This window comes from Leucobacter sp. BZR 635, assembly GCF_048061935.2.
Taxonomy (GTDB): domain Bacteria; phylum Actinomycetota; class Actinomycetes; order Actinomycetales; family Microbacteriaceae; genus Leucobacter.
Genome location: NZ_JBLUNZ020000051.1, coordinates 39,267 through 63,790 on the forward strand (window position 1 = coordinate 39,267; position 24,524 = coordinate 63,790).

The 24,524-nt window shown below is 67.2% G+C and carries 22 protein-coding genes and 1 tRNA gene; 11 read left to right on the top strand and 12 right to left on the bottom strand.

Annotated elements, in window-relative coordinates; translation table 11 throughout:
- Nucleotides 1-20: 20 nt before the first annotated feature.
- From ACI1US_RS10685 to ACI1US_RS10700, 4 genes are all read right to left on the bottom strand, one after another.
- Complete coding sequence (locus ACI1US_RS10685; RefSeq protein ID WP_416550027.1) at nucleotides 21-3,419, bottom strand: pyruvate carboxylase; 3,399 nt, start codon at nucleotides 3,417-3,419, stop codon at nucleotides 21-23.
- A 91-nt stretch (nucleotides 3,420-3,510) separates the two neighbouring features.
- A complete protein-coding gene (locus ACI1US_RS10690; protein ID WP_416550028.1) occupies nucleotides 3,511-4,887 on the bottom strand; it encodes an FAD-dependent oxidoreductase in 1,377 nt (458 codons plus the stop codon).
- A gap of 9 nt (nucleotides 4,888-4,896) precedes the next feature.
- Nucleotides 4,897-5,940 carry a polyprenyl synthetase family protein gene (locus ACI1US_RS10695; RefSeq protein ID WP_416550029.1) on the bottom strand — a complete coding sequence of 348 codons (1,044 nt, stop codon included), beginning with the start codon at nucleotides 5,938-5,940 and terminating at the stop codon, nucleotides 4,897-4,899.
- An 11-nt stretch (nucleotides 5,941-5,951) separates the two neighbouring features.
- On the bottom strand, nucleotides 5,952-7,067 hold the full coding sequence (locus ACI1US_RS10700) for a class I SAM-dependent methyltransferase (protein ID WP_461640319.1): 1,116 nt from the start codon (nucleotides 7,065-7,067) through the stop codon (nucleotides 5,952-5,954).
- 118 nt (nucleotides 7,068-7,185) lie between these two features.
- Here ACI1US_RS10700 and ACI1US_RS10705 point away from each other — a divergent pair, with 118 nt between their 5' ends.
- Nucleotides 7,186-8,511 carry an isochorismate synthase gene (locus ACI1US_RS10705; RefSeq protein ID WP_461640321.1) on the top strand — a complete coding sequence of 442 codons (1,326 nt, stop codon included), beginning with the start codon at nucleotides 7,186-7,188 and terminating at the stop codon, nucleotides 8,509-8,511.
- 139 nt (nucleotides 8,512-8,650) lie between these two features.
- On the opposite strand, the gene ACI1US_RS10710 is transcribed toward ACI1US_RS10705, so the two are convergent.
- The 3 genes from ACI1US_RS10710 to ACI1US_RS10720 form a co-directional block, all read right to left on the bottom strand.
- Nucleotides 8,651-9,520: a PPK2 family polyphosphate kinase gene (locus ACI1US_RS10710; RefSeq protein WP_461640323.1), complete on the bottom strand. Its 870-nt coding sequence runs from the start codon at nucleotides 9,518-9,520 to the stop codon at nucleotides 8,651-8,653.
- Between the two features lie 182 nt (nucleotides 9,521-9,702).
- The gene (gene menD / locus ACI1US_RS10715; RefSeq protein ID WP_461640325.1) at nucleotides 9,703-11,526 is read right to left on the bottom strand and encodes a 2-succinyl-5-enolpyruvyl-6-hydroxy-3-cyclohexene-1-carboxylic-acid synthase; all 1,824 of its coding nucleotides are present in this window, start codon (nucleotides 11,524-11,526) and stop codon (nucleotides 9,703-9,705) included.
- Nucleotides 11,523-11,915 (bottom strand): PLD nuclease N-terminal domain-containing protein, encoded by a 393-nt coding sequence (locus ACI1US_RS10720; RefSeq protein WP_461640327.1) that lies wholly within the window; start codon nucleotides 11,913-11,915, stop codon nucleotides 11,523-11,525. Before ACI1US_RS10720 ends, menD begins: the two co-directional genes overlap by 4 nt.
- 72 nt (nucleotides 11,916-11,987) lie before the next feature.
- On the opposite strand from ACI1US_RS10720, the gene ACI1US_RS10725 reads away from it, so the two are divergent.
- Nucleotides 11,988-12,287, top strand: coding sequence for a DUF4229 domain-containing protein (locus ACI1US_RS10725; RefSeq protein ID WP_461640329.1), 300 nt, complete (start codon nucleotides 11,988-11,990; stop codon nucleotides 12,285-12,287).
- Nucleotides 12,288-12,376: 89 nt separating this feature from the next.
- On the opposite strand, the gene ACI1US_RS10730 is transcribed toward ACI1US_RS10725, so the two are convergent.
- Complete coding sequence (locus tag ACI1US_RS10730; protein WP_461640331.1) at nucleotides 12,377-12,781, bottom strand: helix-turn-helix domain-containing protein; 405 nt, start codon at nucleotides 12,779-12,781, stop codon at nucleotides 12,377-12,379.
- Nucleotides 12,782-12,996: 215 nt separating this feature from the next.
- Here ACI1US_RS10730 and ACI1US_RS10735 point away from each other — a divergent pair, with 215 nt between their 5' ends.
- Together ACI1US_RS10735 and ACI1US_RS10740 are read left to right on the top strand one after the other, a co-directional pair.
- A complete protein-coding gene (locus ACI1US_RS10735; RefSeq protein ID WP_461640403.1) occupies nucleotides 12,997-14,154 on the top strand; it encodes a glycosyltransferase in 1,158 nt (385 codons plus the stop codon).
- A gap of 6 nt (nucleotides 14,155-14,160) precedes the next feature.
- A complete protein-coding gene (locus ACI1US_RS10740) occupies nucleotides 14,161-15,414 on the top strand; it encodes a glycosyltransferase (protein WP_461640333.1) in 1,254 nt (417 codons plus the stop codon).
- A gap of 275 nt (nucleotides 15,415-15,689) precedes the next feature.
- On the opposite strand, the gene ACI1US_RS10745 is transcribed toward ACI1US_RS10740, so the two are convergent.
- On the bottom strand, nucleotides 15,690-16,289 hold the full coding sequence (locus ACI1US_RS10745) for a lipase (RefSeq protein WP_461640335.1): 600 nt from the start codon (nucleotides 16,287-16,289) through the stop codon (nucleotides 15,690-15,692).
- A 296-nt stretch (nucleotides 16,290-16,585) separates the two neighbouring features.
- Between ACI1US_RS10745 and ACI1US_RS10750 the strand changes: the two genes are divergently transcribed.
- Both ACI1US_RS10750 and ACI1US_RS10755 read left to right on the top strand, forming a co-directional pair.
- Nucleotides 16,586-16,673: transfer RNA gene (locus tag ACI1US_RS10750), tRNA-Ser, on the top strand.
- A 244-nt stretch (nucleotides 16,674-16,917) separates the two neighbouring features.
- Nucleotides 16,918-17,802, top strand: a complete 885-nt coding sequence (locus ACI1US_RS10755) for an ankyrin repeat domain-containing protein (RefSeq protein WP_461640336.1) — start codon at nucleotides 16,918-16,920, stop codon at nucleotides 17,800-17,802.
- Nucleotides 17,803-17,840: 38 nt separating this feature from the next.
- Here ACI1US_RS10755 and ACI1US_RS10760 read toward each other — a convergent pair whose 3' ends face one another.
- Nucleotides 17,841-18,467 (bottom strand): response regulator, encoded by a 627-nt coding sequence (locus ACI1US_RS10760; protein WP_461640338.1) that lies wholly within the window; start codon nucleotides 18,465-18,467, stop codon nucleotides 17,841-17,843.
- A complete protein-coding gene (locus ACI1US_RS10765; protein ID WP_461640340.1) occupies nucleotides 18,464-19,630 on the bottom strand; it encodes a sensor histidine kinase in 1,167 nt (388 codons plus the stop codon). Before ACI1US_RS10765 ends, ACI1US_RS10760 begins: the two co-directional genes overlap by 4 nt.
- A 154-nt stretch (nucleotides 19,631-19,784) precedes the next feature.
- Between ACI1US_RS10765 and ACI1US_RS10770 the strand changes: the two genes are divergently transcribed.
- The 5 genes from ACI1US_RS10770 to ACI1US_RS10790 all read left to right on the top strand — a co-directional run bounded on the left by ACI1US_RS10770 (nucleotide 19,785) and on the right by ACI1US_RS10790 (nucleotide 23,978).
- Nucleotides 19,785-20,564, top strand: a complete 780-nt coding sequence (locus tag ACI1US_RS10770; protein WP_461640342.1) for an ankyrin repeat domain-containing protein — start codon at nucleotides 19,785-19,787, stop codon at nucleotides 20,562-20,564.
- Nucleotides 20,565-20,707: 143 nt separating this feature from the next.
- Nucleotides 20,708-20,986, top strand: coding sequence for a hypothetical protein (locus ACI1US_RS10775; RefSeq protein WP_461640344.1), 279 nt, complete (start codon nucleotides 20,708-20,710; stop codon nucleotides 20,984-20,986).
- Between the two features lie 247 nt (nucleotides 20,987-21,233).
- Nucleotides 21,234-22,130, top strand: a complete 897-nt coding sequence (locus ACI1US_RS10780; protein WP_461640346.1) for an ABC transporter substrate-binding protein — start codon at nucleotides 21,234-21,236, stop codon at nucleotides 22,128-22,130.
- Between the two features lie 79 nt (nucleotides 22,131-22,209).
- Nucleotides 22,210-23,190, top strand: coding sequence for an amino acid ABC transporter permease (locus tag ACI1US_RS10785; RefSeq protein ID WP_461640348.1), 981 nt, complete (start codon nucleotides 22,210-22,212; stop codon nucleotides 23,188-23,190).
- Nucleotides 23,191-23,195: 5 nt separating this feature from the next.
- Complete coding sequence (locus ACI1US_RS10790) at nucleotides 23,196-23,978, top strand: amino acid ABC transporter ATP-binding protein (RefSeq protein WP_461640350.1); 783 nt, start codon at nucleotides 23,196-23,198, stop codon at nucleotides 23,976-23,978.
- Between the two features lie 101 nt (nucleotides 23,979-24,079).
- Here ACI1US_RS10790 and tagD read toward each other — a convergent pair whose 3' ends face one another.
- A complete protein-coding gene (gene tagD, locus ACI1US_RS10795) occupies nucleotides 24,080-24,478 on the bottom strand; it encodes a glycerol-3-phosphate cytidylyltransferase (protein WP_461640352.1) in 399 nt (132 codons plus the stop codon).
- Between the last annotated feature and the right edge of the window lie 46 nt (nucleotides 24,479-24,524).

The window sequence follows — 24,524 nt, forward strand, 5'->3', positions numbered from 1 at the left end:
GGCCACCACCCTCTCACACGCTACTCGATGACGACGACGAGGTCGCCTGCCTCGACACCGCGGGTGCCGTCGAAGGCGAGGCGCTGCACGACGCCAGCGACGGGGCTGGTGATCGCAGCCTCCATCTTCATTGCCTCGATCGTCGCGATAGCCTGGCCCGCAGCGATCGAGTCGCCCTCGGCAACCTTCACGGTGACAGTGCCGGAGAACGGGGCGGCGATCTGGCCGGCCGCGGTGCGGTCTGCCTTCTCGGCGGTGACCGCCGTAACGGTGATCCGCTCGTCCTTCACGAACACGGGACGCAGCTGGCCGTTGACGCGCACCATCACGGTGCGCACGCCCTTCTCATCTGCGGCACCGATGGCCTCGAGACCGACGTAGAGGCGCACGCCTCGGCTCAGGTCGATCGCGTGCTCCGCGGCGGGGTCGAGCCCGTAGAGGTAATCGCCGGTGTCGACGACCGAGAGGTCACCGAAACGCTCGCGTGCGTCCTCGAACTGCGCGGTGGGTGCCGGGAAGAGCAGCCGGTTGAGCGTGGTGCGCCGCGACGCGCTGTCGCCGTCGAGCTTCGCCTCGTCCTCGGGCGCGACGGGCGCGACCTCGATCGAAACCTCGCGGCCCTCGAGCACGCGTGAACGGAACGGCTCAGGCCAACCGCCGGGAATCTCGCCGAGCTCGCCCGCGAGGAAACCCACGACCGAATCGGGCACGTCGTACTTCTCGGGGTTCGCCTCGAAGTCGGCCGGGTCGGCGTCGACGGCTGCAAGGTGCAGCGCGAGGTCGCCAACGACCTTTGACGACGGGGTCACCTTCGGGATGCGGCCAAGGATGCGGTCAGCCGCGGCGTACATGTCCTCGATCTTCTCGAAGTTCTCGGAGAGGCCGAGCGCGATCGCCTGCTGGCGCAGGTTCGACAGCTGACCGCCGGGGATCTCGTGCGTGTACACGCGACCCGTCGGCGCGGTGAGGCCCGACTCGAACGGCTTGTACAGGGTGCGCACGGCGTCCCAGTACGGCTCGAGCGCGTAGACCGCGTCGGGATCAATGCCGGTGTCACGCTCGGTGTTCGCGAGCGAGGCGACGAGGCCCGAGAGCGACGGCTGGCTCGTGGTGCCCGACATCGGGGCCGAGGCCGCGTCGACCGCGTCAACGCCCGCGGCCGATGCCGCGAGCAGGGTCGCGAGCTGGCCGCCCGGGGTGTCGTGCGTGTGCAGGTGCACGGGCAGGTCGAAGCGTTCGCGCAGCGCGGTGACGAGCTTCGCTGCCGCGGCCGGGCGGAGCAGACCAGCCATGTCCTTGATCGCGAGCACGTGTGCGCCGGCGTCAACGATGCGCTCGGCGAGCGACAGGTAGTAGTCGAGCGTGAACTTGTCCTCGGCTGGCGAGAGCAGATCACCGGTGTAGCAGAACGCAACCTCGGCGACGGCCGAGCCGGTCTCGCGCACGGCGTCGATCGCGACGCGCATCTGGTTCACGTCGTTGAGCGCGTCGAAGATGCGGAACACGTCGACGCCGGTATCGGCAGCCTCACGCACGAAGGCCTGCGCGACCTTCGGCGGGTACGGGGTGTAGCCGACGGTGTTCTGGCCGCGGAGCAGCATCTGGATCGGCACGTTCGGCAGCGCCTCACGCATCGCCGCGAGCCGCCCCCAGGGGTCTTCGCCGAGGAACCGGAGCGCGACGTCGTACGTCGCACCGCCCCACGCCTCGACCGAGAACAGCTGCGGCGTCATGCGCGCGACGTACGGGGCGACGGCGACGAGGTCGCGGGTGCGCACGCGGGTCGCGAGCAGCGACTGGTGTGCGTCGCGGAACGTCGTGTCGGTGACGGCGAGGGCGGTCTGCTCACGCAGCGCCTTCGCGAAGCCCTCGGGGCCGAGCTCGAGCAGCTGCTGGCGGCCGGCGGCCGGCGCGGGATCGCTGAGGTCGAGCGACGGCAGCTTCACGGCGGGCTCGATCGTCTGCGGGCGTGCGCCGTTCGGCTGGTTCACGGTGACGTTTGCGAGGTGCTGCAGCAGGCGGGTCGCGCGGTCCTGCGGCTTGTTCAGCGTGAGCAGCTCGGGGCGCTCCTCGATGAACGCGGTCGACACGTCGCCGGCCTGGAAATCGCTGTCGTCGAGCACAGCCTGCAGGAACGGGATGTTCGTTGCGACGCCGCGGATGCGGAACTCGGCGAGCGCGCGGCGTGCGCGTACGACGGCGTCCTCGAAGGTGCGGCCGCGGCAGGTGAGCTTCGCGAGCATCGAGTCGAAGTGCGGGCTGATGTAGGCGCCCGGGTTGATGGTGCCGCCGTCGAGGCGCACGCCGCTGCCGCCGGGGGAGCGGTAGGCGGAGATGCGGCCGAGGTCGGGACGGAAGCCGTTCGCGGGATCCTCGGTCGTGATCCGGCACTGCAGGGCGGCGCCGTGGATCTTGATCTGGTCCTGCGTCAGGCCGAGTTCGGCAAGCGTCGCGCCCGCGGCGATCCGCATCTGCGACTGCACGAGATCCACATCGGTGATCTCCTCGGTGACGGTGTGCTCGACCTGGATGCGCGGGTTCATCTCGATGAACACGTGCTCACCAGCGCGCTCGCCCTCGGTGTCGAGGAGGAACTCGACGGTGCCGGCGTTCGCGTACCCGATCGACTTCGCAAAGGCGATCGCGTGGCTTGTCATTGCGTCGCGCTGCTCCTGCGAGAGGTTCGGCGCGGGCGCGATCTCGACGACCTTCTGGTGGCGGCGCTGCACGGAGCAGTCGCGCTCGAAGAGGTGCACGGCCTCGCCGGTGCCGTCCGCGAGCACCTGGACCTCGATGTGACGGGGGCGCAGCACTGCCTGCTCGATGAACATCGTGGCGTCGCCGAACGCGCTCTCGGCCTCGCGCATCGCGGCCTCGAGGGCCTCGCGGAGATCCTCTGCACGCTCGACGCGGCGCATTCCGCGCCCGCCACCACCCGCGACGGCCTTTGCGAAGACCGGGTAGCCGATCTCGTCAGCGCCAGCGATGAGCGCCTCGACGTCGGTCGAGGGCGGGGTGGATCGCAGCACGGGCACGCCAGCGGCGATCGCGTGCTCCTTGGCGGCAACCTTGTTGCCCGCCATCTCGAGCGCCTTGCGGCCTGGCCCGATGAACGTAATCCCGACGGCCTCGGCGGCCGCAGCAAGCTCTGGATTCTCCGCGAGGAACCCGTAGCCCGGGTAGATTGCGTCAGCGCCGCACTCCTGCGCAACTCGCACGATCTCTGCGATATCGAGGTACGCCCGGACCGGGCCGCCCTCCTTGCCGATGAGGTAGGCCTCGTCAGCCTTCAGACGGTGCAGGGAGTTGCGATCCTCATAGGGGTACACCGCAACTGTCTTTGCGCCCAGCTCATTTGCAGCACGGAATGCGCGGATCGCAATTTCTCCGCGGTTCGCTACCAGAATCTTCTCGAACATCGTCTTTGAGTTCCTCCCTTGGGCGGCCGGTCTCCCGGTCGGGCGCGCCGTGTGCGCGCGCCCGGATCAGTTATGTGTGGTGAAAAACCGTCTACTCTCCACGCGAAATGCGGGTCATCTCGTCACGCGAGACAACCTTGATACGCGTGCGCCCGGCTGCTTCGCCGAGCGACAGTTCGTGTTCGTCGAGGCGGTGCCAGCCATCGATGGTCGTGTACGGCACCCCTCGCTCCGAGAGTAGCTCAGGAATGATGCCCGCGTCACCATGCTCTGGCTGCCACCATGTGGTCGAATCCTCCATAAGACGCTCCAGCGTCTCCATAGCGTCCGACTTCGTATGCCCGATGAGGCCGATGGGGCCACGTTTGATCCACCCGGTCGCATATACCCCCGGAATGGGGGTGCCCTCGAGGTCGAGCACGCGGCCGCGGTCGTTCGGGATCACGCCACGATTCTCATCGAATGGGATCTCGTCGAGCGGTGAACCGAAGTAGCCGACAGCGCGGTAGAGCGACTGCATCGGGATCACCTCAAACTCGCCGGTGTCGACGATGCCGCCCTCGCCGTCGGGGGCGGTGCGCTCGATCTTCAGGCCGACGACGCGGCCGTCCTCAACGACGACCTCGACGGGCTTCGACCAGAAGTGCAGGTGCAGGCGACGCGACGATGCCTCGACCTCGCCGGCCTCGCGGGCGCGCTGTTCATCGCGCCACTTGTCCATGATGCGGGTCATGACGGTGACCTGCTTGTTCTTCGCAAGCACCTCGTCGGCGTACGGGTCGGCGTGCGCGAAGTCGCGCTCGTCGATGACCATGTCGACGTCGCGCACCTCGCCGAGCTCGCGCAGCTCGAGCGGCGTGAACTTCACGTACTTCGGGCCGCGGCGGCCGAACAGGTGCAGCTCCTCGATCGGGTTCGCCTTGAGGCCCTGGTAGACGTTTTCGGGAATCTCGGTGACGAGCAGGTCGTCGGCGTGCTTGATGAGCATGCGGGAAACGTCGAGGGCGACGTTGCCGTTGCCGATGACGCCGACCGAGGCGGCCTCGAGCGGCCAGGTCCGCGACACGTCGGGGTGGCCGTCGAACCAGCTCACGAAGTCGGCTGCGCCGTAGGATCCCTCAGCGTCGATGCCGGGCACGCCGAGCATCGCGTCGCGGATCGCGCCAGTCGAGAAGATCACCGCGTTGTAGTGCCGCTTGAGGTCTTCGAGCGTGAGATCCTGCCCGTAGCGGACGTTCCCGAAGAAGCGGATCTCGCCGCTGTCGAGCACGTCGCGCAGCGCATTGATGATCCCCTTGATGCGCGGGTGGTCGGGCGAGACGCCGTAGCGCACGAGCCCGTAGGGTGCGGGGAGCTGATCGAAGAGGTCAATCTCGACCTCAAACTCGCGTTCCGCTTTCAGCAGCAGGTCCGCAGCGTAAATACCGGCTGGGCCGGCCCCCACAATCGCCAGGCGCATCTTGCTCATACCTCGGAACTACCCTTCCCTCGAAACAATGGATTCCGCCATGCGCTCAAGCGCGCGCTTCACCGGCGACTTCGGCAGCACATCAAGTGCTGCGACAGCTTCGTCGGCCCAACGCTGGGCGGTGGCCTCGGTCTCACGCGTCACCACATGGTTGTAGAGCGCGTCGACCTCTGGATCCATGACCGATAGGTCGGCCCCGTCGGCAATCGCCTGCACGCCCGCGTCGATGCGGGTGAGCAGCTCTTGCGCGTCGGCGTGGCCGGCTGCGGCACGTGTTCGAAGGAGGAGCAGGGGGAGCGTGTCGACGCCGGCGCGGAGGTCGGTTCCCGCGCGCTTGCCGGTCTGCTCCTTTTTGGGGGAGAGGTCGATGACATCGTCGATGAGCTGGAAGGCGACGCCGATGCGCTCGCCGTACTCGGTCACCGCGTTCGCGTGCTCGACGCTGCCGCCGCCGAACATGACGCCCATGCGAGCAGCGGTCGAGATGAGCGCGCCGGTCTTGTCGGCGAGCACCTGAATGTAGTGCGAGATGCGGTCGTCGCCGGCCTGCGGCCCGACGGTTTCGTGCAGCTGGCCGAGGCAGAGCCGCTCGAAGGTGCGCGCCTGGAGCAGGATCGCGTCCTCGCCCATGCCGGCGACGAGCGACGAGGCGCGCGCGAACAGCAGATCGCCCGCGAGGATCGCGACCGAGTTCGACCACACCATGTGCGATGCGGCGACGCCGCGACGCAGCGTTGCCTCGTCCATGACGTCGTCGTGGTAGAGCGAAGCGAGGTGCGTCATCTCGACGGCTACGGCCGCGCGGCGCACGAGCTCGTTCGGGCCGTCACCAAGCTGGCTGGTGAGCACCGTGAGCATCGGACGGATCCGCTTGCCGCCCGCCTCAGCGAGGTAGCGAGCGGGGGCATCCGCGACCGCAGACGCAAAGCCGAGGTTCTCGAGGAGGCTGGCCTCGATGAGGTCGAGCTCCCCCTGGAGCTCCTTCGCCTGGCGACGATCTCCCGCGCTCTGGAAGAGCCGCATTGGCAGCGCCTGGGTGGTCGTGTCAGCCATGCTCTGACGGATCACTCGTGGCCTCGCTCGTTCGTCTCGGTCTTGGGGGTGCTGGGCTTTGAAGCCGCGGGCTTCTTCGCAGCTGGTTCCTTCGTTGCCGGCTTCTGAGTGGCCGGCTTCTGAGTGGCCGGCTTCTGAGTGGCCGGCTTCTTGGCGGCCGGCTTCTGAGCAGTCGCCGGCTTCTCCGCAGCGGCTTTCTTCGCGCCCTCAGACGCGCTGGCGGGCTTGGCAGCGGCCTCCTTGGCGTCGGCCGCCTTCGTGGTCGCGGGCTTCTTCGCGGCGGGCTTCTTCGCCGCTGGTTTCTTCGCCGCCGGTTTCTTCGGCGCATCAGATTTCGCGGTTGCAGGCGTGGTGGCTGCCGACTTCGGCTCGCTCGGTGCCTTCTCCGCGGCAGGCTCGTTCGGCGCCGGCTTCGCGGCGCGCGGCACGAACCCGCGGTGGAGGGCAACGATCCCGAGCGTCAGGTTGCGGTACGCAACTCGCTCAAGCCCTGCCTCGCGCAGCCAGCTCGCGAGCTCTTCCTGGCCGGGCCAGGTCTCGATGGACTCGTTGAGGTAGTTGTAGGCCTCTGCCGCGTCGCGGTTGATGACCTTCGCTACGCGTGGCAGTACGTGCCGGTTGTACTGTGTGTAGGCCCAGTTCACAGCACCGGCCGGCGGCTGCGAGAACTCGGCGATGACGACCCGGCCGCCAGGCTTCACGACGCGCGCCATCTCGGCGAGCGCCTGCTTCGGCTCGGAGACGTTGCGGAGGCCGTACGAGATCGTGGCGGCATCGAAGCTGTCGTCTTCAAACGGCAGCTGCGTTGCGTCGGCCCAGACGAAGTCGATGAGGTCGTTGCCCGCGTTGCGGCGGCGGCCCTCCGCGAGCATGCCCTCGGAGAAGTCGGCTGCGGTGACGTGCGCGCCGTGCGCTGCGAGCGCCGCCGACGAGGTGCCGGTGCCGGCTGCGAGGTCGAGGATCCGCATCCCCTTACGCGGCGCAATCGCGCGGGTGGTGGCGATACGCCACAACCTTGAGTTGCCGACCGAGAGCACGTCGTTCAGGAGGTCATATTTCGGGGAGACCTCGTCGAACATGGCAGAAACGTCCGTCGCGTGCTTGGTCGTGGTGTCTGGTCGAGTCACCGTTCCATCGTAGCCGGTCGTACCTCTGTGAATGCATGCAGTTGCTGGCGAGTAGATTGGGATGGTGATGACCGATGTGACCGGGGGCCCCGTGGGGGACACGCCGAAGCTATGCGCAGTGACACGGGTGCTGCCCGAACTGCCGAATTTGCTGAGCTATGCAGACCCCGAATCGCCCCTGTTTTGGAACCGCGGAGACCGCGGCTGCGTCGGCGTCGGCGAGACGCTGCGGCTGCGGTTCACCGGCCCTGACCGCTTCACCGAAGCGTCGCGTGTGTGGCGGGAAATCGCGACCGCCTCGACCGTTGACGATCCCGTCGGTATGCCCGGGTCGGGCCTCGTCGCCTTCGGTACCTTTGCTTTCGCTGACGAAAGCTCCTCCGAGAGTGTGCTTGTGGTTCCGCGAGTGTTGATCCACCGCCACCGCGACATGGCGTGGGTGACCGAAGTCACCCTGCTCGCCGAGGAGAACACCCTCGCTGGCTCGGCCGATCCAACCGCGGTGCTGCCCGATCCTCGACCGCTCGCGGCCGCCGATTGGACGGGTGTCGAGCTACTCGCCCCCGAGGTCGTCGCGATGCGAGCCCCGGAGCCCGGCGCTGTCGGACCCCGCTTCGGCATCTCGATGGGCGGAAGCGACGTCGACGCGTATCTCGATGGCGTGCGCGACGCGACCGCGCGGGTGGTCGCAGGCGAACTCGAGAAGGTGGTGCTCTCGCGGCAGATCGGCGGTGCGCTCGAACCGGGCGCAGACGTGCGGATCCCGCTGGAACGCCTGAGCGAACGCTACCTCGACTGCTGGACCTTCGCCGTCGACGGCCTTGTCGGCGCGAGCCCCGAAACGCTCGTGCGCTCGACGAGCGGTGCGGTCTCCGCGCGCGTGCTCGCGGGTACCCGCGGCAGGCACTCGGAAGACGCCGCCCGCGACCGGGCCGCCCGCGACGAGCTGCTGCGCTCAGCCAAGGAGCAGCACGAACACGATTTTGCCGTGCAGAGCGTCGTCACGGCCCTCGCCCCGCACGTCACCGAGCTGCGTACGAGCGATGCGCCGTTCGCACTGCAGCTCCCGAACGTCTGGCACCTCGCGACCGACCTTGGGGCGGCGCTGGGCGCCGAGTCGACTGCGCTCGAACTCGTGAACGCGCTACACCCCACAGCTGCCGTTGCCGGGACTCCGACAGCCGACGCGGTCGCGATGATCGCCGAGCTTGAGCCGTTTGACCGCGGCCGGTACTCGGGCGCTGTTGGCTGGATCGATGCCGCCGGCGACGGCGAGTGGGTGATCGCGCTGCGCTGCGCGCAGATTGGCGAGCCTGACGCCTCCGGCGAGCGGACACTTGTCGCGACCGCCGGCGGCGGGATCGTCGAGGGCTCCGATCCCGCGCACGAACTCGGCGAGACGGTCTCGAAGTTCCGGCCGATCACGGAGGCGTTCGCCCGCTAGCCGCTGCGCGCCGTGTGCCGGTCGCCCGCCCGCCGCATCCTGTCTGCCCCGTTTTATCCTGTCCGACTCCTGCAACGCCCGCACAAGGCGCAGAGAGGAAAAATAGGGGAAGTAGGGATGGCCAGGCCGGGCAGGGCCCCTACGGCCAGCGCAGCCCGGCCGTCGCCTCCAGCCGCGCCTGCTCGGCGGCGACGTCGAAGTCTGCCGCGGGCCACTGCGGGTTGATCCGCTCGAGCTCACCGATCACGATGCGCTGCACCGCCACCCGCGCGTACCATTTCGAGTTCGCCGGCACGACGAACCAGGGAGCGTGCGGGGCACTCGAGCGGTCGATCGCGGTCTGGAACGCATCCATGTAGTCCGGCCACAGCTTCCGCTCGTCTACGTCGCCCGGGTTGTACTTCCAGTGCTTCGACGGGTCGGCGAGGCGGTCGCTCAGCCGCTCGGCCTGCTCCTCAGGCGAGACGTGCAGCATGATCTTCACGATGCGCACGCCGTCGTCGGTGAGCCGCCGTTCAAACTCGCTGATCGCGCCGTAGCGCCGCTCAATCTCCTCGGGCGGGGCGAAGGATCGCACGCGCTGGATCAGCACATCCTCGTAATGGGAGCGGTCGAACAGCCCGATCACTCCGGGCCCTGGCACCCGCGGTTCGACGCGCCACAGGAAGTCGTGGGCGCGCTCCTCCTCGGTCGGAGACTTAAACGCCGTGAGCTCGAGCCCGTGCGGTTCGAGCTGCCCGAAGACGTGGTTGACGATGCCGCCCTTGCCCGCGGCATCCATCGCCTGCAGCACAACGAGCACGCGGTCCGCGGCTCCGGCGCGGCTCTGCGCGTACAGCCGCTCTTGGAGTTCGCGCAGCTCCGCCGCGGCGGCGGCGAGCTCGACCTGGCCGGCTTTCTTGTTCGCGCTGGTGCCTGGGGTGGATCCGGGGTCGATGGATCGCAGCTCGAACCCCTCTCGTACCCGGAGCAGCTCCGCTACGTCGCCGTCCCAGAAGTCACTCGCCATAGTCGTCCCCCGTGGTGTTTTCGAGCGGACGCCTCGGCGGCCGCTGCCGTACAGCAACTGTAGGGCGTCCGGCCGCCCCGGAACAGCCTCCGCGCCCGCTGCGAGATCGTCCCGAGCAGTGGCGGGTCAGTTTGGGAAGCCCGCTGCCCGCAGCCCGCACCCCGCAGCATCATCCCCGCTACTCAGCCGAGTGGCACCTCGACGATGGTCGGCCCCGTGACGGGAGCCGTGAACAGGCGCTCAAGCTCGCCCCGGGTGGTGACTCGGTGGTACTCCCAGCCGAAGGCAGTGGCCAAGGCGGCAAGATCCGCGCGGTGCGGCGTCCGCATGACGCGGTCGAACACGTCGGGAGCCGTCGAAGCCGCGACCTCGAGCGAGTCGAAGATCGTGCCGCCGCCGTCGTTGCCGACGACGAGTTGGATCCGGGGCCGCACCTCCAGCTCGGAGGCGAGCAGCAGCGAGCCGGCGTCGTGCAAGAGCGCGAGATCGCCGATGATGACCCTGGTGGTGCCGGCGGCGCGCGCGGGGTCAGGATCGACCTGGCTTGCCACGGCCACCCCGAGAGCTGTCGCGACGGTGCCGTCGATGCCCGCGAGCCCGCGGTTGGCGTGCACAGTGAGCTTGCGGGCCGGGGCGAGCGCGTCGAGCACCCGCACCAGCCGGGAAGCCGCGAGCACGAGCCGGTCGTGCGGCCAGGTCGCCCGCCACACGGTCTCGACGAGGAGCCCCCGGGTGATGGGCTCCCGCTTCACGGCAACCTCGGCACGCGCGTATGCGTTGCGCTCCTTGTACCCGGTCTCGCGTGCGGCGTCGAGGTCTGGTTCGTGCACGGTGCTGCGCTCGCGCTGCAGCTCGCGATCGGCGGCGACCCAGACGCCGAGCCAGCGGCGGTGCACGCGCGGGTCGTGCGCAGGGGCCACGGTGGCCGCGTGTACGACGCGTGCGCCGGAGACGGGTGCGTAGTGGTCGCCGGCGTGCGGATCCACCACAACAACCTCGACGTCGTCGCGCCGAAGCAGCGCAGGGATCTGGCGCGTGAGCGTCGGATGCCCGAATACGACTGCACGCTCAGTGAGCCCGCCGATCTCGGGGTCGTCGATGAGCGTCGCGTACGCGGTGATCGCCTCGCGGCCGAAGCGGGAGCCGCTCACGACCTCTGCAAGGAGTGGGAGGCCCGCGTCGCGCGCGAAGGCCTCGGCCGCGTCGCCGGCTCCGGCACCCGCGATCACGACCGTGAGCGCATCATCGTCGTGCACGTAGCCGCCGACGGCGTCGGGGAGATACGTCTCGAAGCGCTCCCCGTCAGAGCGCGAAGCTGCGCCCGGAGCCGCCGCCGCGGTGGCAGCGATGGTCGCCCGTGCGGCGGCACCCTCCTCGCCGGCTGCCGCAAAGCCGGCGGCGATCATCTCATCAAAGCCGGCGGTGCCTGACAGCGGCTCGACGAACTGCAGATTGAGCTGCACGGGACCTGCTGGCTGATCCCCTGGAAACCCGCGAGCTGCCGAGAACGCGCGCGCCGCGAGCCGACCCGGATCCTGCGCGGGATCGCGGCCGATGTCGCCGTCCGCGCCGAACGCGGGCGGCGCGACGTCGAGCGACAGTCGGGCCGCCGCGCCGAACAGGTCGAACTGCCGGGTGGTCTGGTTGCTTCTCGTTCCGCGGAGCTCGGCCGGGCGGTCAGCGGTGAGGGCGATGAACGGAACGCGCCCCTCGTGCGCCTCGAGGGCTGCTGGGACGAGGTTTGCGACGGCGGTGCCGCTCGTGACAATCACGGGTGCCGGCATACCTGTTTCGCGGGCGAGGCCGAGTGCGAAGAACGCGGCGGATCGCTCGTCCACGCGCACGTGCAACCGGATCGCCCCAGCCTGCTCAGCTGCGGCGGCGGCGAGGGCGAGCGCCTGGGACCGAGAGCCCGGGCAGACCACGATGTCGGAGACGCCGCGGCGGATCAGCTCAGCGAGGAGCTCGACAGCGAAGATGGAGGAGGGAGCTGGCCCCCGGCTCATCTCGTCTTGTCCTGATCCTGATCCTGATCTTCGCTCGGCCGCGGCTTCGGCGGCTCTTCGCCGGGGAAGGTTTCCTCGTCGAGTTCCTTCAGCCGGGCCTCGAGATCGCGCAGTGACTCGCGTTCAGCGTCGCTGAGCTGGCGGCCCGTGAACCGCGGGTCATCGTCGGGGGCGAGGTGGTTCGGTGCACCGGGACCCGTCGAGGGGCTGCCCTTGCCGATCATGAGCCACAGCACTGCGCCGATGACTGGCAGGAGCACGATGATGACGATCCACACCGGCTTACTCACACCGCGAGCGCGGGAGTGGTCAGTCATCGCGGCATCCACCAGGGAATACAGGGTGAACGCTACCGCGATGACAGCGCCAATAATGATAAACCTGACCATGGCTTCATGCTACCCGCCATCCCTCTGGGCGAGGAGGGAGAGCGCACAGTATCCGTCGGTAGACTTGACGCCGTGAGTGAACAACGCAAAGCCTGGACGACCTACATTGTGCTGCGCCTACTCTTTTTCGTGGTGCCGTTCGCAGCCCTGTATGCCCTCGGCCTCGCCCTTGGCTTCACCATGATGATGTCGGGCATCATCGCCGCGGTTCTCGCTGCGCTCATCGGCGTCTCGCTGTCGATCCTGCTGCTCTCGAAGCCGCGCGAAGAGGCTTCTGAGAGCATCTACGCCTGGCGCAATCGCGACCGCACCACCGACGACATCGCCGAAGATGCGGTGCTTGACGGCGAGAGCGAGGGCGACCGCTCCTAGGGCGATCGCTCTGCGCTGCGTCCGCTCCTGGTCTGCCCACTTGGGCTGCGCCGCCATGGGGTGTGACCGCGGGAGCTGCTGAGCCCCGCCTACGAGGCTGCGTCGCCGGGTGCGATGGTGCCCTCGTCCTCATCCTCGTCGTCTGCCCGCTCAGATTCGGCTCGTTCGCGCGCCCGCTGCTCGCGCATGAAGTCGCGCACCGAGTAAGGGCGAGTCCGCTGCCCGTAATCCTGTGAGGTAATACCGCTGACGAGCAGGCCCGGGTCGATTGCGAGGGCCGTGGCGATCCGAATGAGTGTCTCTGCGGAGGGGCTTTGTGCTCCGCGCTCGATCTTGCCGATGCTCGTAAGGCTCACTTCAGAGAGCTCGCTGAGATCGTCCATAGAGATGCCTTCTGCGCGTCGTGCGTCGCGAATGCGCTCTCCGATGGTTCTTGCTGCTGCTGAGTGGAAACGAGGCACCGTACTAGATTCGCGGGGTGTAACGGCAAGCACCAGAATCTAAAGCGGCAGGCAGAAAGACACCAGGTACAAAAGTACCTGTTGCAGATGGCGGCCTGCGTGGAACGAAGGCGGCGGCGATCCACTGCGAGAACACGGGATGCGCCGAATACACTGGACGTTGTTCGTCGACTGACCCTGACCGTCGACCCCGATGCGTTTGATAAGGACCCCACCACACCGTGACCTCACCCACCGATAGCGCCCCGATGCGAGTTCTGCTCGGATGCGACACGTTCGCCCCAGACGTCAACGGTGCTGCACGCTTTGCCGAGCGCCTTGCCGCTGGGCTCGTGCGCCGAGGCCACGACGTTCACGTCGCTGCTCCCTCGAAGAAGCACAGCGTGACCGGTGCGTTTCGCGAAACCATCGAGGGCGAGCAGATGACGGTGCACCGCATCGCGAGCTGGCGCTGGTACCCGCACGACTGGCTCCGTTTCGTGCTGCCCTGGCGCGCGCGGCATTACGCGCGGCAGATTCTCGATCAGGTGAAGCCCGATGTGATCCACATCCAATCGCACATCGTCATCGGGCGGGCGCTCGCATATGAGGGAGCGAAGCGTGGGATCCGGATCGTCGCAACGAACCACATCATGCCCGAGAACGTGCTCGACTTCACCCTGCTCCCGGAGCGCGCGAAGCAGCTGTTCGTGAAGTGGGGCTGGCGTGGTGCCGACCGCGTGCTGCGCAAGGCCTCCGCGATCACCACGCCGACGAGGCGCGCCGCCGACTTCCTCGAACGCAACACATACCGCCGTGGCGTGCTCCCCGTGAGCTGCGGGCTCCGCGCGAGTGACTACACCGCAGTCGTCGCACCGCGCGAGCAGAACACGCTCGTCTTCGTTGGCCGTGTGACGCTCGAGAAGGAAATTGACGTCATCATTCGGGCCCTCGCAAGGCTCGATCCAGCGCTCAATGCGAGCTTCACCGTCGTCGGCGACGGCGACCAGCGCAAGAACCTCGAGAAGCTTGTCTCTGAGCTCGGGCTCACCGATCGCGTGCGCTTCACCGGCCGCGTGAGCGACGAGGAGCTGCGCGCGAACCTCACCGACGCGACGGTGTTCGTGATCGCCTCGATCGCTGAGCTGCAGTCGATCGCCACGATGGAAGCGATGGCTTCCGGGCTGCCGATCGTTGCCGCCGACGCGATGGCGCTGCCGCACCTCGTGCACCACGGCGAGAACGGCTACCTGTTCCAGGCGGGCAACGACCGCGAGCTCTCCGAGGCGCTTACCAAGGTGCTCACTGCGTCCCCCGCAGAGTACGAGCGCATGCAGCAGGCCTCACTCACGGCGGTGCAGTCGCACGACATTGACCGCACGCTCGACACCTTCGAATCCCTGTACCGGGGCACCCCCGTGGCGTAACCGGCGATGCACATTCTCATCGTCACCGACCAGCATCCCGAGTCGCTCGGCGGGGTGCAGGTCGCGCTGCGGCTGCAGCGACGCTTCCTTGAGCGCGCGGGCCACACCGTGAGCATCGCGGCACCAGAGCTGCATCGGCCGGGCTACGCGACGGCTGTGGAGGATCAGGCAGCGTACATTGACCTGCCATCGGTCCCGATCACGCGAGATCGCGAATACGGCCTCAGCTGGCCGGGGAAGCGGAGCGACCGCGCGCTGGATCGGGCGCTCGCGGCCCGGGTCGCGGCCGGGTCGCCTCCCGTTGATCTTGTGCATATCCAGGGTGACTTCTGGGGCGCGATGATCGGGCTGCGCGCGGCGAACCGGCACGGCTTGCCGGTGGTCTTCACGATGCACAACAACGTCGACGAGGGAACCCGTGCCGTGACACCGCTCGCGCCGGTCGCCTTTGCGGGCCTGCGGGCCTGGCGGAGGTTCGCCGTGGGGCGGGTGCCCGCTGCGCTGCGCGGCCGAGTTGCCGCGAGCGATTCGGGAGCTTGGCGGTATCTCGCCGAGCTCACGGCGGGGGCGGCGCTCGTGACCGCGCCCTCTGGACACTTTGCCCGAACGCTCGAGGAACACGGGGTGGGTAACTGGAGTGCCGGTGGCGTCGAGGTGACGCAGGGCGGCGTCAACGACGAACTGATTGGGGCGGTGCGGGCGGTGCCGCGGAGCGCGCGGACGCGGCCCCGGCTCGTCTGGCTCGGACGCATGAGCGGCGAGAAACGCGTGCTCGAATTCATCGAGGCGCTCGGGGAGTCGGGCGTCGACGCCGACGTCACGCTGCACGGCGCCGGGCTGCTGCTCGGGAAGGTCGAGCGGAGGATCGAGGCGCTCAAACTCGCAGACCGCGTGCGGGTCGCGGGGCCCGTGCCCTACGAGGAGGCGCTCGCCGCGATGCGCGACGCTGACGCGCTCGTGCAGACGTCGATTGGGTTTGAGACCCAGGGCCTCACCCCGTTTGAAGCGGCGGCGCTCGGAACGCCGACGGTGTTTTGCGACCCGAAGATTGCGCACGACCTCGGCGTTGAGCCGTCGTGGCTCGCGGACGATGCGAGCGTCGCTGCGCTAGCCGCCGTGCTGCGCGAAGCGGTGTCGGCGCTCGCGGAGCAGCCAGGTGAGCTGCGCGTTGACGCTTCGGCGGGAGGCGAGCTGTTGCAGTCCACGCGGAGCGCGGGGATGGTGCGGCTCTACGAGCGAGTGCTCGCCGGTCGGAGTTGAACGCGGTTCCGCGGCTCCCGAGGACCCCTCCTCAAGCCTCACACCCCCGAGTTTTCTATTCCGAGCCTAATGTAGGGGCGAAAAGGCGCACTAAGGAATAATCGGGTCAGGTGAGAAATGCGGGTTGCGCTGCGCGTCGCGGGCTGTGTCGCGGGCTGCGCCGGGAGCGGCCCAGGCGCCGCATCCATTCCGACCCGTTTTTTCGCGCGTGAGCGTTATACGGGCCGTGAGAGGCTCGGAATGGATTAAACGGGGGGTGAAGGGTGGTGGGGCTGCTAGAAGCGCCAGGCGACGGCCTGGAAGCCCGCGGGCGGTGCCGGAACCCAGGATTCCTTCGCCTGCACGTAGCCCGAACCCGTCGGAACGTTCGACTCGATGATCTGGTAGGTGCCGTCATCGTTCACGCCAGTGACCAGCACGGTGTGAATGCCAGAGACCCAGGAGGTCGGGAACTGGATGTGCTCGTACTGAATGATGTCGCCTGCGACTGCCTCGGTCGGGGCGAGGCGCTCTGCGCCTACGTAGTTGGCCACGGGATCGCCGCCGCCGGTCCATGCCCCGCCACCAGCGCGGATCCAGCGCTGGGCAGAAACGATGCACTCTCCGGGGGCACCCCAGCCGGTTGCGCGGCTCGTGCCAAGCTCCGAGGTCGCAGCTGCGATCGCGGCCTCGACGTCGAACCCGTGGGCGACGCTGGCGCTGGCGCTTGCGTTCTCAGACTCCGCAAGAACAGAGCTGATCGGTGCGAGCGGCGCGGTCTTCGTGTCGGTGCTGAGGGCTTGCGTGGTGAGTGAGACAGTCGGTGCCGTCGCTGCGGCAGTGAACTCTTCGGTCTCGATTGCGCCGGCTGGCGCTGCTCCCAGTGCGAATGTCACCGCTGCGACGAGCGTGACTACAAAGGGTTTGGCGGGGGAAGGCACTCAGAGACTCCAAAACGTTGAGGATTGCGCGACCGGTGGGCCTGCAACCTTTCCAGTATGCGTTACGTTTCCGTTACATTCAAGCTGAGGCCGAATTTCACAGGTTCGCTGGGGGCGGATCGCTGGGTGCATGCAGCGGTGGATCCCGCGGTGTGCGCCATGTTGGATCGGGACTTGGGGGAGCTGTGGCACAGAGTGCTCCGTGAACACGCTAGACTTGTCGACGTTGCTCGAGTTCGCTCGAAAAACAAGGAGGATTCGCCTAGCGGCCTATGGCGCACGCCTGGAACGCGTGTTGGGTTCACGCCCTCGGGGGTTCAAATCCCCCATCCTCCGCCACAACGAAAGCCCCTGACTGAGTGTTCATTCACTTCAGTCAGGGGCTTTTTGGTTGCCGCGCGCTGCCTCGCCCACCTCGCCCCACCCGCCTTGCCCGCCCCGCCGGCTAGGGGCCGGGCTCAACCGATCGGTTGATGCGGCTTCGGCAGCGGCTTCATACGCTGGCAGATGAGACCGGGCACCGCGCCCGCGCAACTGCAGGGAGCCGAGCTGGATGATGACTGACTGCCGGATAAACAGGAACATGCGCTTCGCCGCGCTGCTTCTCGGGGGAGCGGTACTGCTGAGCGGCTGCGCGCCCGAACCATCGCGTGCGCCGGACCGAGTCGCCTCGCCGGGCGCGGCCGATGCCGCGGCGCCCGAACGCCCACAAGCGCCCGATCCGGCACCTGAACGCTCACCAACGCCCGAACCGGGGCCAGAGAACCCCGGCCTCTCGCAGGATGTTCTCGACCAGCAGCTCCGCGACGCTGCCTGGGCCAACGACGTTGGAGCAGCTGAGCGTCTCATCGAGTGGGGAGCAAACCCGAATGCAAAAGACGGAACTGTGCAGTCGGCGTATCTCATCGCCACGAGCGAGGGGCGGTCCGAGCTTCTCGAACTTACCCTCGAACACGGTGCCGACCTCACCGACCTCGACAGCTGGAACGGTACGGGGCTGATCCGGGCTGCCGAGCGCGGACACTGGGAGGTGTCAGGAATCCTGCTGCGCAACGGCGTCGATGCGAACCACATCAACAGGCTGGGGTATCAGGCGATCCACGAGGCGGTGATCTTGGGCCGCGATGACCCGAGCTACCACCTGACGCTCCAGGTGCTCGTGGCGGGAGGTGCGAGCCTGGATACGCCGTCGGGTAGCGAAGGCATGACGCCGCTGCAGATGGCGCACCATCGAGGGTTCCCGGGCCAGATCGCGGTGTTGGAGGCACTCAACGCAGTCGCCCCCGCAGCGCCGGGCCAGGCCCTGTTTGCAGGCGCATCGGCGGGCGACGCGAACGCAGTGGCACTCGCGCTCCGGGCTGGCGCCGATCCGGCTGCGGTGGGCGACGACGGCCGCACTGCGAGGCAGGTCGCCGAAGACGCAGGGCACAGCGCGGCGGCGTCTGTGCTGCGCGTGCTCGGCGGCTAGCCAGTGCAGGAAACACGGCGCCCTGAGCTCGGCGCCTGTCAGAGCCTGACGAGCCCCTGTTTGATGGCGATCGCGATGGCGCTCTGGCGGTTCTCCGCACCCAGCTTCGTGAATGCGTGGTGAAGATGGGTCTTCACGGTCGCCTCGCTAATGTGGAGCTTCCGCGCCAGATCCCTGTTCGACAGCCCTGACGCAGCCAGCTCGAGGACGGTGAGCTCGCGTGCAGTGAGTGTTTCGTTGGGGTGCTGCTGGCGACCGTGGAGTCGCGCCGCGATCGGGTCGGAGATCGCGGGTGCGCCAGCGGCGGCCGCCCGGATGGCCCGATAGAGCGCCTGCGGTCGGCTGTCCTTGAGGAGATAGCCGATCGCACCCGCCTCGGTCATGCGAACAATGTCGGAGTCTGAATCGAACGCGGTGAACGCGATCACTCGTGCCGCCGGGTGCGCCGAGAGGATTGCTCTCGTCGCAGCCACCCCGTCAGCTCGATCCTGCCCGAGGTCGAGGTCGACGAGCGCCACCTCAACGCGTTCTGCGAGCGCGAGCGCAGCGGCCTCGTCGGCTTCGCCGGTCTCGGCGACCACCGCCAAATCGGGCTGGGTGTCGAGCAGCGCCCGGATCCCGTGCCTGAGCACGGGGTGGTCATCAACCAGCAGGATGCGGATCATGCTCGGGTGTCTTCCAGCGTTGCGGACGGCACGACGCACGCGATGACCGTGCCCTGGCCGACTGCTGATTCCAGGGTGAAGCGGCCACCCAGGTTTTCGATCCGCCAGGCCATCGCTCGCAGGCCGTAGCCGGCGTCGACCGGCTGCTCCTGCTCGGTGTCGAAACCGCGGCCATCATCTGCGATGTCCACCCCGACCGCATCGTCGAAGAACGTCAGTGTGACGCGCACCGCGCGGGCCGCTGCGTGCTTCCCCGCGTTGACGAGCGCCTCCTGGGTGACGCGAAGCAGGGCGTGCGTGACGTCGGCGTCGACCGCATGGTCCTCCCCAACGGCCGTGAACTCTGCTCCGTGCGAGTGCGCGAGATCGCGCAGGGCAGCGCTGAGCGACTCCTGTTCGGCTGGGGCCTGGAGACCGTGCAGCAGTTGCCGAGTTTCCACGAGCGCTTCGCGGAGCACCTCCCGGGCTTCGGCGATAGCCGCGTCGCCGCGGTCTCGTGACTCATCCTTGGACTCGAGCAGCAAGAGGGCGCTTGCGGTGCGCTGCACCACAGTGTCGTGGAGCTCGCTCGCGAAGCGGCCGCGCTCGGCGAGCGCTCCGGCGTCTCGCTCCGTGCGGGCGAGCTGTTCCCGGGTAGCTAAGAGCTCGTCGGTGAGCTGCCGCCGGTTCTCGAGCGTGCGGTCAAGCGCGACGTATGCCGTGGACACCACGATCCCGCCGAAGAAGGGGCCGAGCACCAGCCCGAGATCCTGCCCGTCCGACATGATGAATAGTCCCGCACTGACCGCAACGACGATGCCCGCGCTCGTGATTGTCGCCTGCCGCCTCGGCAGCACGCGATAGACGGCGAAGATGAGGGCGAAGGCGCACCAGCTGAAGGAGGGCGCGATGACCGCGAGCGGCAGCCAGAACGCTGTTGCTGTCAGGATCCCGATCGTCTGCCGTCTCCCCCGGTCGGTGCCGAGCACCGCGGCCGCGTAGGCAAGCGTCGCCCCCACCGCAAGCGCGAGCGCCCACACCCCGACTCCGCCGAATGGGTGGTTACTGAAATACCTGAAGACACTCACGGCCATCAAGATGCCAAACCCCAGATCCACGGCGATGTGCATCGCTGTGAGCGGCCTGTCGGGGCCGGCAGTCAGCGGGGAGGGGCGAGGATCCATCGCATTCAGTATCCAGCATCGAGCCGTGTCGGGCCTCAACCGATCGGTTGATGTGGATTCTGCGCCGAGACGGGACCCTGAGATAGCGTTCGTTGGATAGAACGAGGTGTCGGTGATCCACGCCACACCGGTCTGACGCGCGGGAGGAGTACCCATGACGAAGCGCCAGCTGCGGCCAATCATCCGGACCTGTGCCTTCGTGCTGGCGCTAGGCGTGTTGGCTGGCTGTGCGCCTGCTTCTGGCGACGACAGGCCCGCCCCGCCGAGAGAAACGCGGGAGCCGGCGGCGCCCGTCCCCGCAGATCCCCCCAAGCCTCCGAGTGAGGCCGAACAGGCCGCGGCGACTGTCGCGCTGCGGGACGCGACGGCGGCAGCGGATCTTGCCGGCGTGCGCTCGGCGATCCTCCTGGGGGCGGATCTTGAGGCCACAGGAGAAGCGGGGCGCACCCCTCTGGTGGTGGCGACGAAAGCGAACCAGGTTGAGATCGCGCGGGCCCTCCTCGAGGCCGGTGCCGACCCGAACGCGCAAGACGATATGCAAGACTCGGCGTTCCTGTACGCGGGGGCCGAGGGCTTAGACGAGATTTTGCGGCTCACGCTCGAACACGGTGCCGACGTCACCGCCGTTAACCGCTTTGGCGGAACAGCCCTCATACCGGCCGCTGAGCACGCGCACCTCAGCACGATGGAAATACTGATCGATGCCGGAGTGCCGATCGATCACATCAACAACCTTGGGTGGACGGCGTTGCACGAGGCAATCGTGCTCGGAACTGGTGGTGATGCCCACCTCGCTGCGGTGCGCATGCTCCTTGAAGCGGGTGCGAACCCCTCGCTTGCGGATGGCGGCGGCACCTCGCCGCGCGACCTTGCCGCGGCAAATGGCTACTGGGCTATCGCAGCTGAACTGGATGTACATCTCGCACGTCGCTGAGCGGTGTCTCTCGGCGCAACCGATCGATTGATGCCTGGGCGCCGTCCGGATTTTAGCGTGGTTCTCGGGCCCGAAGCTGGGTGAGCGAGGCCGCTCAGCGCCGGGAAACTCCGTCACCTGTATATAGGTAGTAGGAATTGCTCGTGAAGAACGCTTCTCACCGCAACACACGCACCATCGTGATCGCTTCGGCCCGTGTCGCCTTCGCGATCGGCGCTCTGCCTGCTGGGCCGGCTATGGCAACTGGGGTCTCCGTTCAGAGCGCCGCAGTTGTCACGAGGTCGAAGACCCCGGCCGCTGTGGCGCTTGCTGCGACCCCGTGGCAGACCCCGGGGCGGTGGACCAGGTTGGTGCGCTGGATCGTTGCGGCCGATGGTGCCCCCCGAGCAGCAGCTCGCCGCCTCGGGGAGCACTCGGGGTGATTACCTGGGGAGGAATGAGTGTGCGAGTTCGATGTCCTTGTCTGGAGAAGTGCGGACGCTCGGCGTAGCTCGAGCTCCGACACACCCGGAGGGTGTCCTCTCAGCACGGTTCGGCAACAAATCTGCGCGTTCCAGGCCGTGTATGGAGCGGGATAGATACTCTGACTACACCCGAAGCTGTGTAGGTCGCTACACTCGGCTTCGAGGTTTCAAGATTAGTAACCCCGCCCTCAACAAGGAGGAATCGATGAAGATTCGCTACGCTCTCCCCGCTCTCGCTGCTGCCGCGGCGCTCGTGCTCACCGGCTGCACTAATAACGCAGCAGAAGAGGGCACCGGAGGAGACAACACTGACACCTCGGCATCGATCAAGCCGGACGAGGCTGCGGTCGCGCTGCTCCCCGAAGATGTCAAGAAGGCGGGCACCATTCTCATTGGCACCGACGCCGAATACCCGCCCAACGAGTACAAGAACGACAAGGGCGAGCCGGTGGGCTGGGGCGTAGACCTCGCGGAGGCCGTCTCGGCGAAGCTCGGGCTCACCCCCGAATGGGAGATCCTCGGCTTTGACAGCATCATCCCCCGCATTCAGGAGGGTGTGGTCAACCTCGGCTCCTCGTCGTTCACCGACACGGTTGAGCGCCAGAAGTCCGTGGATTTCGTGAACTTTCTGAACGCCGGAAGCCTGTGGGTGGCCCCTGCAGACTCCGACATTAACCCCGACGATGCCTGTGGCCTGACGATCGCCGTCCAGGCAACCACCGTGCAGCACACTGAAGAGATGCCGCGCCGTGACCAGGAGTGCAAGGACGCAGGAAAGCCCGGCATCGAGGTGCTGCCGTTTGACGGCCAGCCCGAGGTGACGAACGCGGTCGTCAACGGCATGGCAGACGCGTTCTCGGCAGACCTTCCGGTTTCGGGCGACGCGGTCGCGAAGCTCGGCGATCAGCTGAAGTCGGTCGGCGAGGTCTTCGACGCAGCCCCCTACGGCTTCGCAACGGAGAAGGACAGCGACATGACGAAGGCCGTGCAGGCAGCGCTGCAGTCACTCATGGATGACGGCACCTACCTCGAGATCCTCAAGGCAGCGGGCATCGAGTCGGGTGCACTCGACAAGGCGACCGTAAACGCTGGCGAGAACTAAGAGAACTACACAGTTCGATCTGGTCGGGGCGGCCGCCACGCGGCGACCGCCCCGACCCCCAGTACGAGGAAGTACACACATGTCCCACCCGACCAGTGAAGCTGTCGAACGACACGCTGAACCCGAAGCGCTCCGGGCTATCAAGCGCAGGCACCCGTGGCGGGTTATCTTCGCCGTAGTGCTCGTGGTGATCGCCGGAATTTTCATTTACGACGCGGCATTCAACCGGCCCGTTTTCGCGTGGCCCGAGGTCGGCAAGTACCTCTTCGATACCCGCATCATTTCAGCGATCGGGTACACGCTGCAGCTGACGGTCTACTCGATGATCATCGCGATCTTGCTCGGCGTGCTGCTCGCGGTCATGCGGCAGTCACCCAACCCCGTGGTGAAGGCGGTCTCATGGGTGTACCTGTGGGTGTTCCGCGGCACCCCGGTTTACGTGCAGCTCACCTTCTGGGGGCTCGTGCCGGTCATCTATAAGACCTTCTCGCTCGGGATCCCATTCACCGAGGCGGTCGTGACCTTCACCACCAAGGACCTGCTCTCCTACTACACGCTCGCGATCATCGGTCTCGCGCTCAACGAGGCCGCTTACATGGCGGAGATCGTGCGCGCCGGATTGCTTGCCGTCGACAAGGGCCAGGATGAGGCAGCTACGGCACTCGGCCTGGGCTGGTGGCACACGATGACTCGGGTCGTGCTGCCCCAGGCGATGCGCGTGATTATTCCGCCAACCGGCAACGAGGTGATCTCGATGCTGAAGACCACCTCGCTCGTGGCGGCAGTGCCGTTTATCGGTGAACTCTTTACCCGCCAGCGCGACATCGCCGCGGTGACGTACCAGCCGGTGCCGATGCTCATTGTTGCCTCGGTCTGGTACCTCGTCATCACGTCAATTCTCATGGTTGGCCAGTACTACCTTGAGCGGCACTTCGCCAAGGGCGTGGAGGCACGCGTTGACGTGCAGAAGCCCACAGTGGAAACACAATCGATTTCTGTCATCGGCGAAATGCCGGAGACAGGTGGGCCGCTCGGCCCCGGCGCGGGAGGCGGACGATGACCGAGATGAACACCAACACCACCCTTGAGACCCCGATGGTGAGGGCCGAAGCGATCTCGAAGTCGTTTGGGTCGAACGAAGTCTTGAAGTCGATCTCGCTCGAGGTGAAGCGTGGCGAGGTGCTTTGCCTTGTCGGCCCCTCGGGCTCTGGGAAGTCGACCTTCCTGCGCTGCATCAACCACCTCGAGACGATCAACGCCGGGAGGCTCTCGGTCGACGGCAAGCTCGTCGGTTACCGGCAGCACGGCGACAAGCTCTACGAGATGCATCCGAAGGAGGCGGCGGTGCAGCGGCGCGACATCGGGATGGTGTTTCAGCGCTTCAACCTGTTCCCGCACATGACGGCGCTGCAGAACGTGGCGATGGCACCCACGCTGCTGAAGAAGGGGTCGAAGGCCGCGTTGCAGACGCGCGCGATGGAGCTACTCGCTCGCGTTGGGCTCGCGGATCGCCACGACTATTACCCCGCACACCTCTCTGGCGGCCAGCAGCAGCGCGTGGCGATCGCGCGTGCGCTCGCGATGGATCCGAAGCTCATGCTGTTTGACGAGCCAACGAGCGCGCTTGATCCAGAGCTCGTCGGAGAGGTGCTCGATGTCATGCAGGGCCTCGCAGAGAGCGGCATGACGATGATTGTCGTGACGCACGAGATGGGCTTCGCGAAGCAGGTCGCCGACAAGCTCGTGTTCATGGACGGCGGCGTCGTCGTCGAATCAGGAGACCCGGTCGAGGTGCTCACTAACCCGCAGCGCGAGCGCACGAAGGCGTTTCTCTCGAAGGTGCTGTAGCCCGCGCTTCAGGCGCTGCGACGCGAACGGCCCCGGATCCTCTCCCTTATATAAGGGGAGGATCCGGGGCCGTTCGCTACGGGAGGGGCCTGAACGCCGAGCTAGCCGTTGACGCCGAGGTCGCGCTTGATCTTCGTCGTGGACACGCCCTCGGTGCGGTCGAGGTACACGACGTCGCAGTACGGCGTAAGGAGTTCGAAGCGCGGGTCGCCTTCCCAGTCGCCGCCCATCACGACGGTGTCGATCTGGTACTTCTGCACGTCGTCGATCTTCTGGTCCCAGGAATCCTCCGGGATTACGAGATCGACGTAGCGTACGGCCTCGAGCATGTTCTTGCGCGTGCCGAAGTCATGGTACGTCTTCTTGCCCTTGCCCTCGTTGAACTCCTCGGTTGAGGCCGCGACGACGAGGTAGTCCCCGAGGCTCTTGGCGCGCTTCAGGAGCCGGATGTGCCCCCAATGGAGGAGGTCAAAGGTGCCGTAGGTCAGAATCCGCTTCATAGCGGCCATCCTACTTGTCGGGCGCTGAAACCTGCCGGTGTTGCGA

Excerpts from the sequence above, each read along its gene's own strand:
- ACI1US_RS10685 (WP_416550027.1), bottom strand. The coding sequence starts at position 3,419 with ATGTTCGAGAAGATTCTGGTAGCGAACCGCGGAGAAATTGCGATCCGC.
- ACI1US_RS10690 (WP_416550028.1), bottom strand. The coding sequence starts at position 4,887 with ATGAGCAAGATGCGCCTGGCGATTGTGGGGGCCGGCCCAGCCGGTATT.
- ACI1US_RS10695 (WP_416550029.1), bottom strand. The coding sequence starts at position 5,940 with ATGGCTGACACGACCACCCAGGCGCTGCCAATGCGGCTCTTCCAGAGC.
- ACI1US_RS10710 (WP_461640323.1), bottom strand. The coding sequence starts at position 9,520 with ATGGCGAGTGACTTCTGGGACGGCGACGTAGCGGAGCTGCTCCGGGTA.
- menD (WP_461640325.1), bottom strand. The coding sequence starts at position 11,526 with ATGAGCCGGGGGCCAGCTCCCTCCTCCATCTTCGCTGTCGAGCTCCTC.
- ACI1US_RS10720 (WP_461640327.1), bottom strand. The coding sequence starts at position 11,915 with ATGGTCAGGTTTATCATTATTGGCGCTGTCATCGCGGTAGCGTTCACC.
- ACI1US_RS10735 (WP_461640403.1), top strand. The coding sequence starts at position 12,997 with ATGCGAGTTCTGCTCGGATGCGACACGTTCGCCCCAGACGTCAACGGT.
- ACI1US_RS10740 (WP_461640333.1), top strand. The coding sequence starts at position 14,161 with ATGCACATTCTCATCGTCACCGACCAGCATCCCGAGTCGCTCGGCGGG.
- ACI1US_RS10755 (WP_461640336.1), top strand. The coding sequence starts at position 16,918 with ATGCGCTTCGCCGCGCTGCTTCTCGGGGGAGCGGTACTGCTGAGCGGC.
- ACI1US_RS10760 (WP_461640338.1), bottom strand. The coding sequence starts at position 18,467 with ATGATCCGCATCCTGCTGGTTGATGACCACCCCGTGCTCAGGCACGGG.
- ACI1US_RS10765 (WP_461640340.1), bottom strand. The coding sequence starts at position 19,630 with ATGGATCCTCGCCCCTCCCCGCTGACTGCCGGCCCCGACAGGCCGCTC.
- ACI1US_RS10770 (WP_461640342.1), top strand. The coding sequence starts at position 19,785 with ATGACGAAGCGCCAGCTGCGGCCAATCATCCGGACCTGTGCCTTCGTG.
- ACI1US_RS10780 (WP_461640346.1), top strand. The coding sequence starts at position 21,234 with ATGAAGATTCGCTACGCTCTCCCCGCTCTCGCTGCTGCCGCGGCGCTC.
- ACI1US_RS10785 (WP_461640348.1), top strand. The coding sequence starts at position 22,210 with ATGTCCCACCCGACCAGTGAAGCTGTCGAACGACACGCTGAACCCGAA.
- ACI1US_RS10790 (WP_461640350.1), top strand. The coding sequence starts at position 23,196 with ATGAACACCAACACCACCCTTGAGACCCCGATGGTGAGGGCCGAAGCG.
- tagD (WP_461640352.1), bottom strand. The coding sequence starts at position 24,478 with ATGAAGCGGATTCTGACCTACGGCACCTTTGACCTCCTCCATTGGGGG.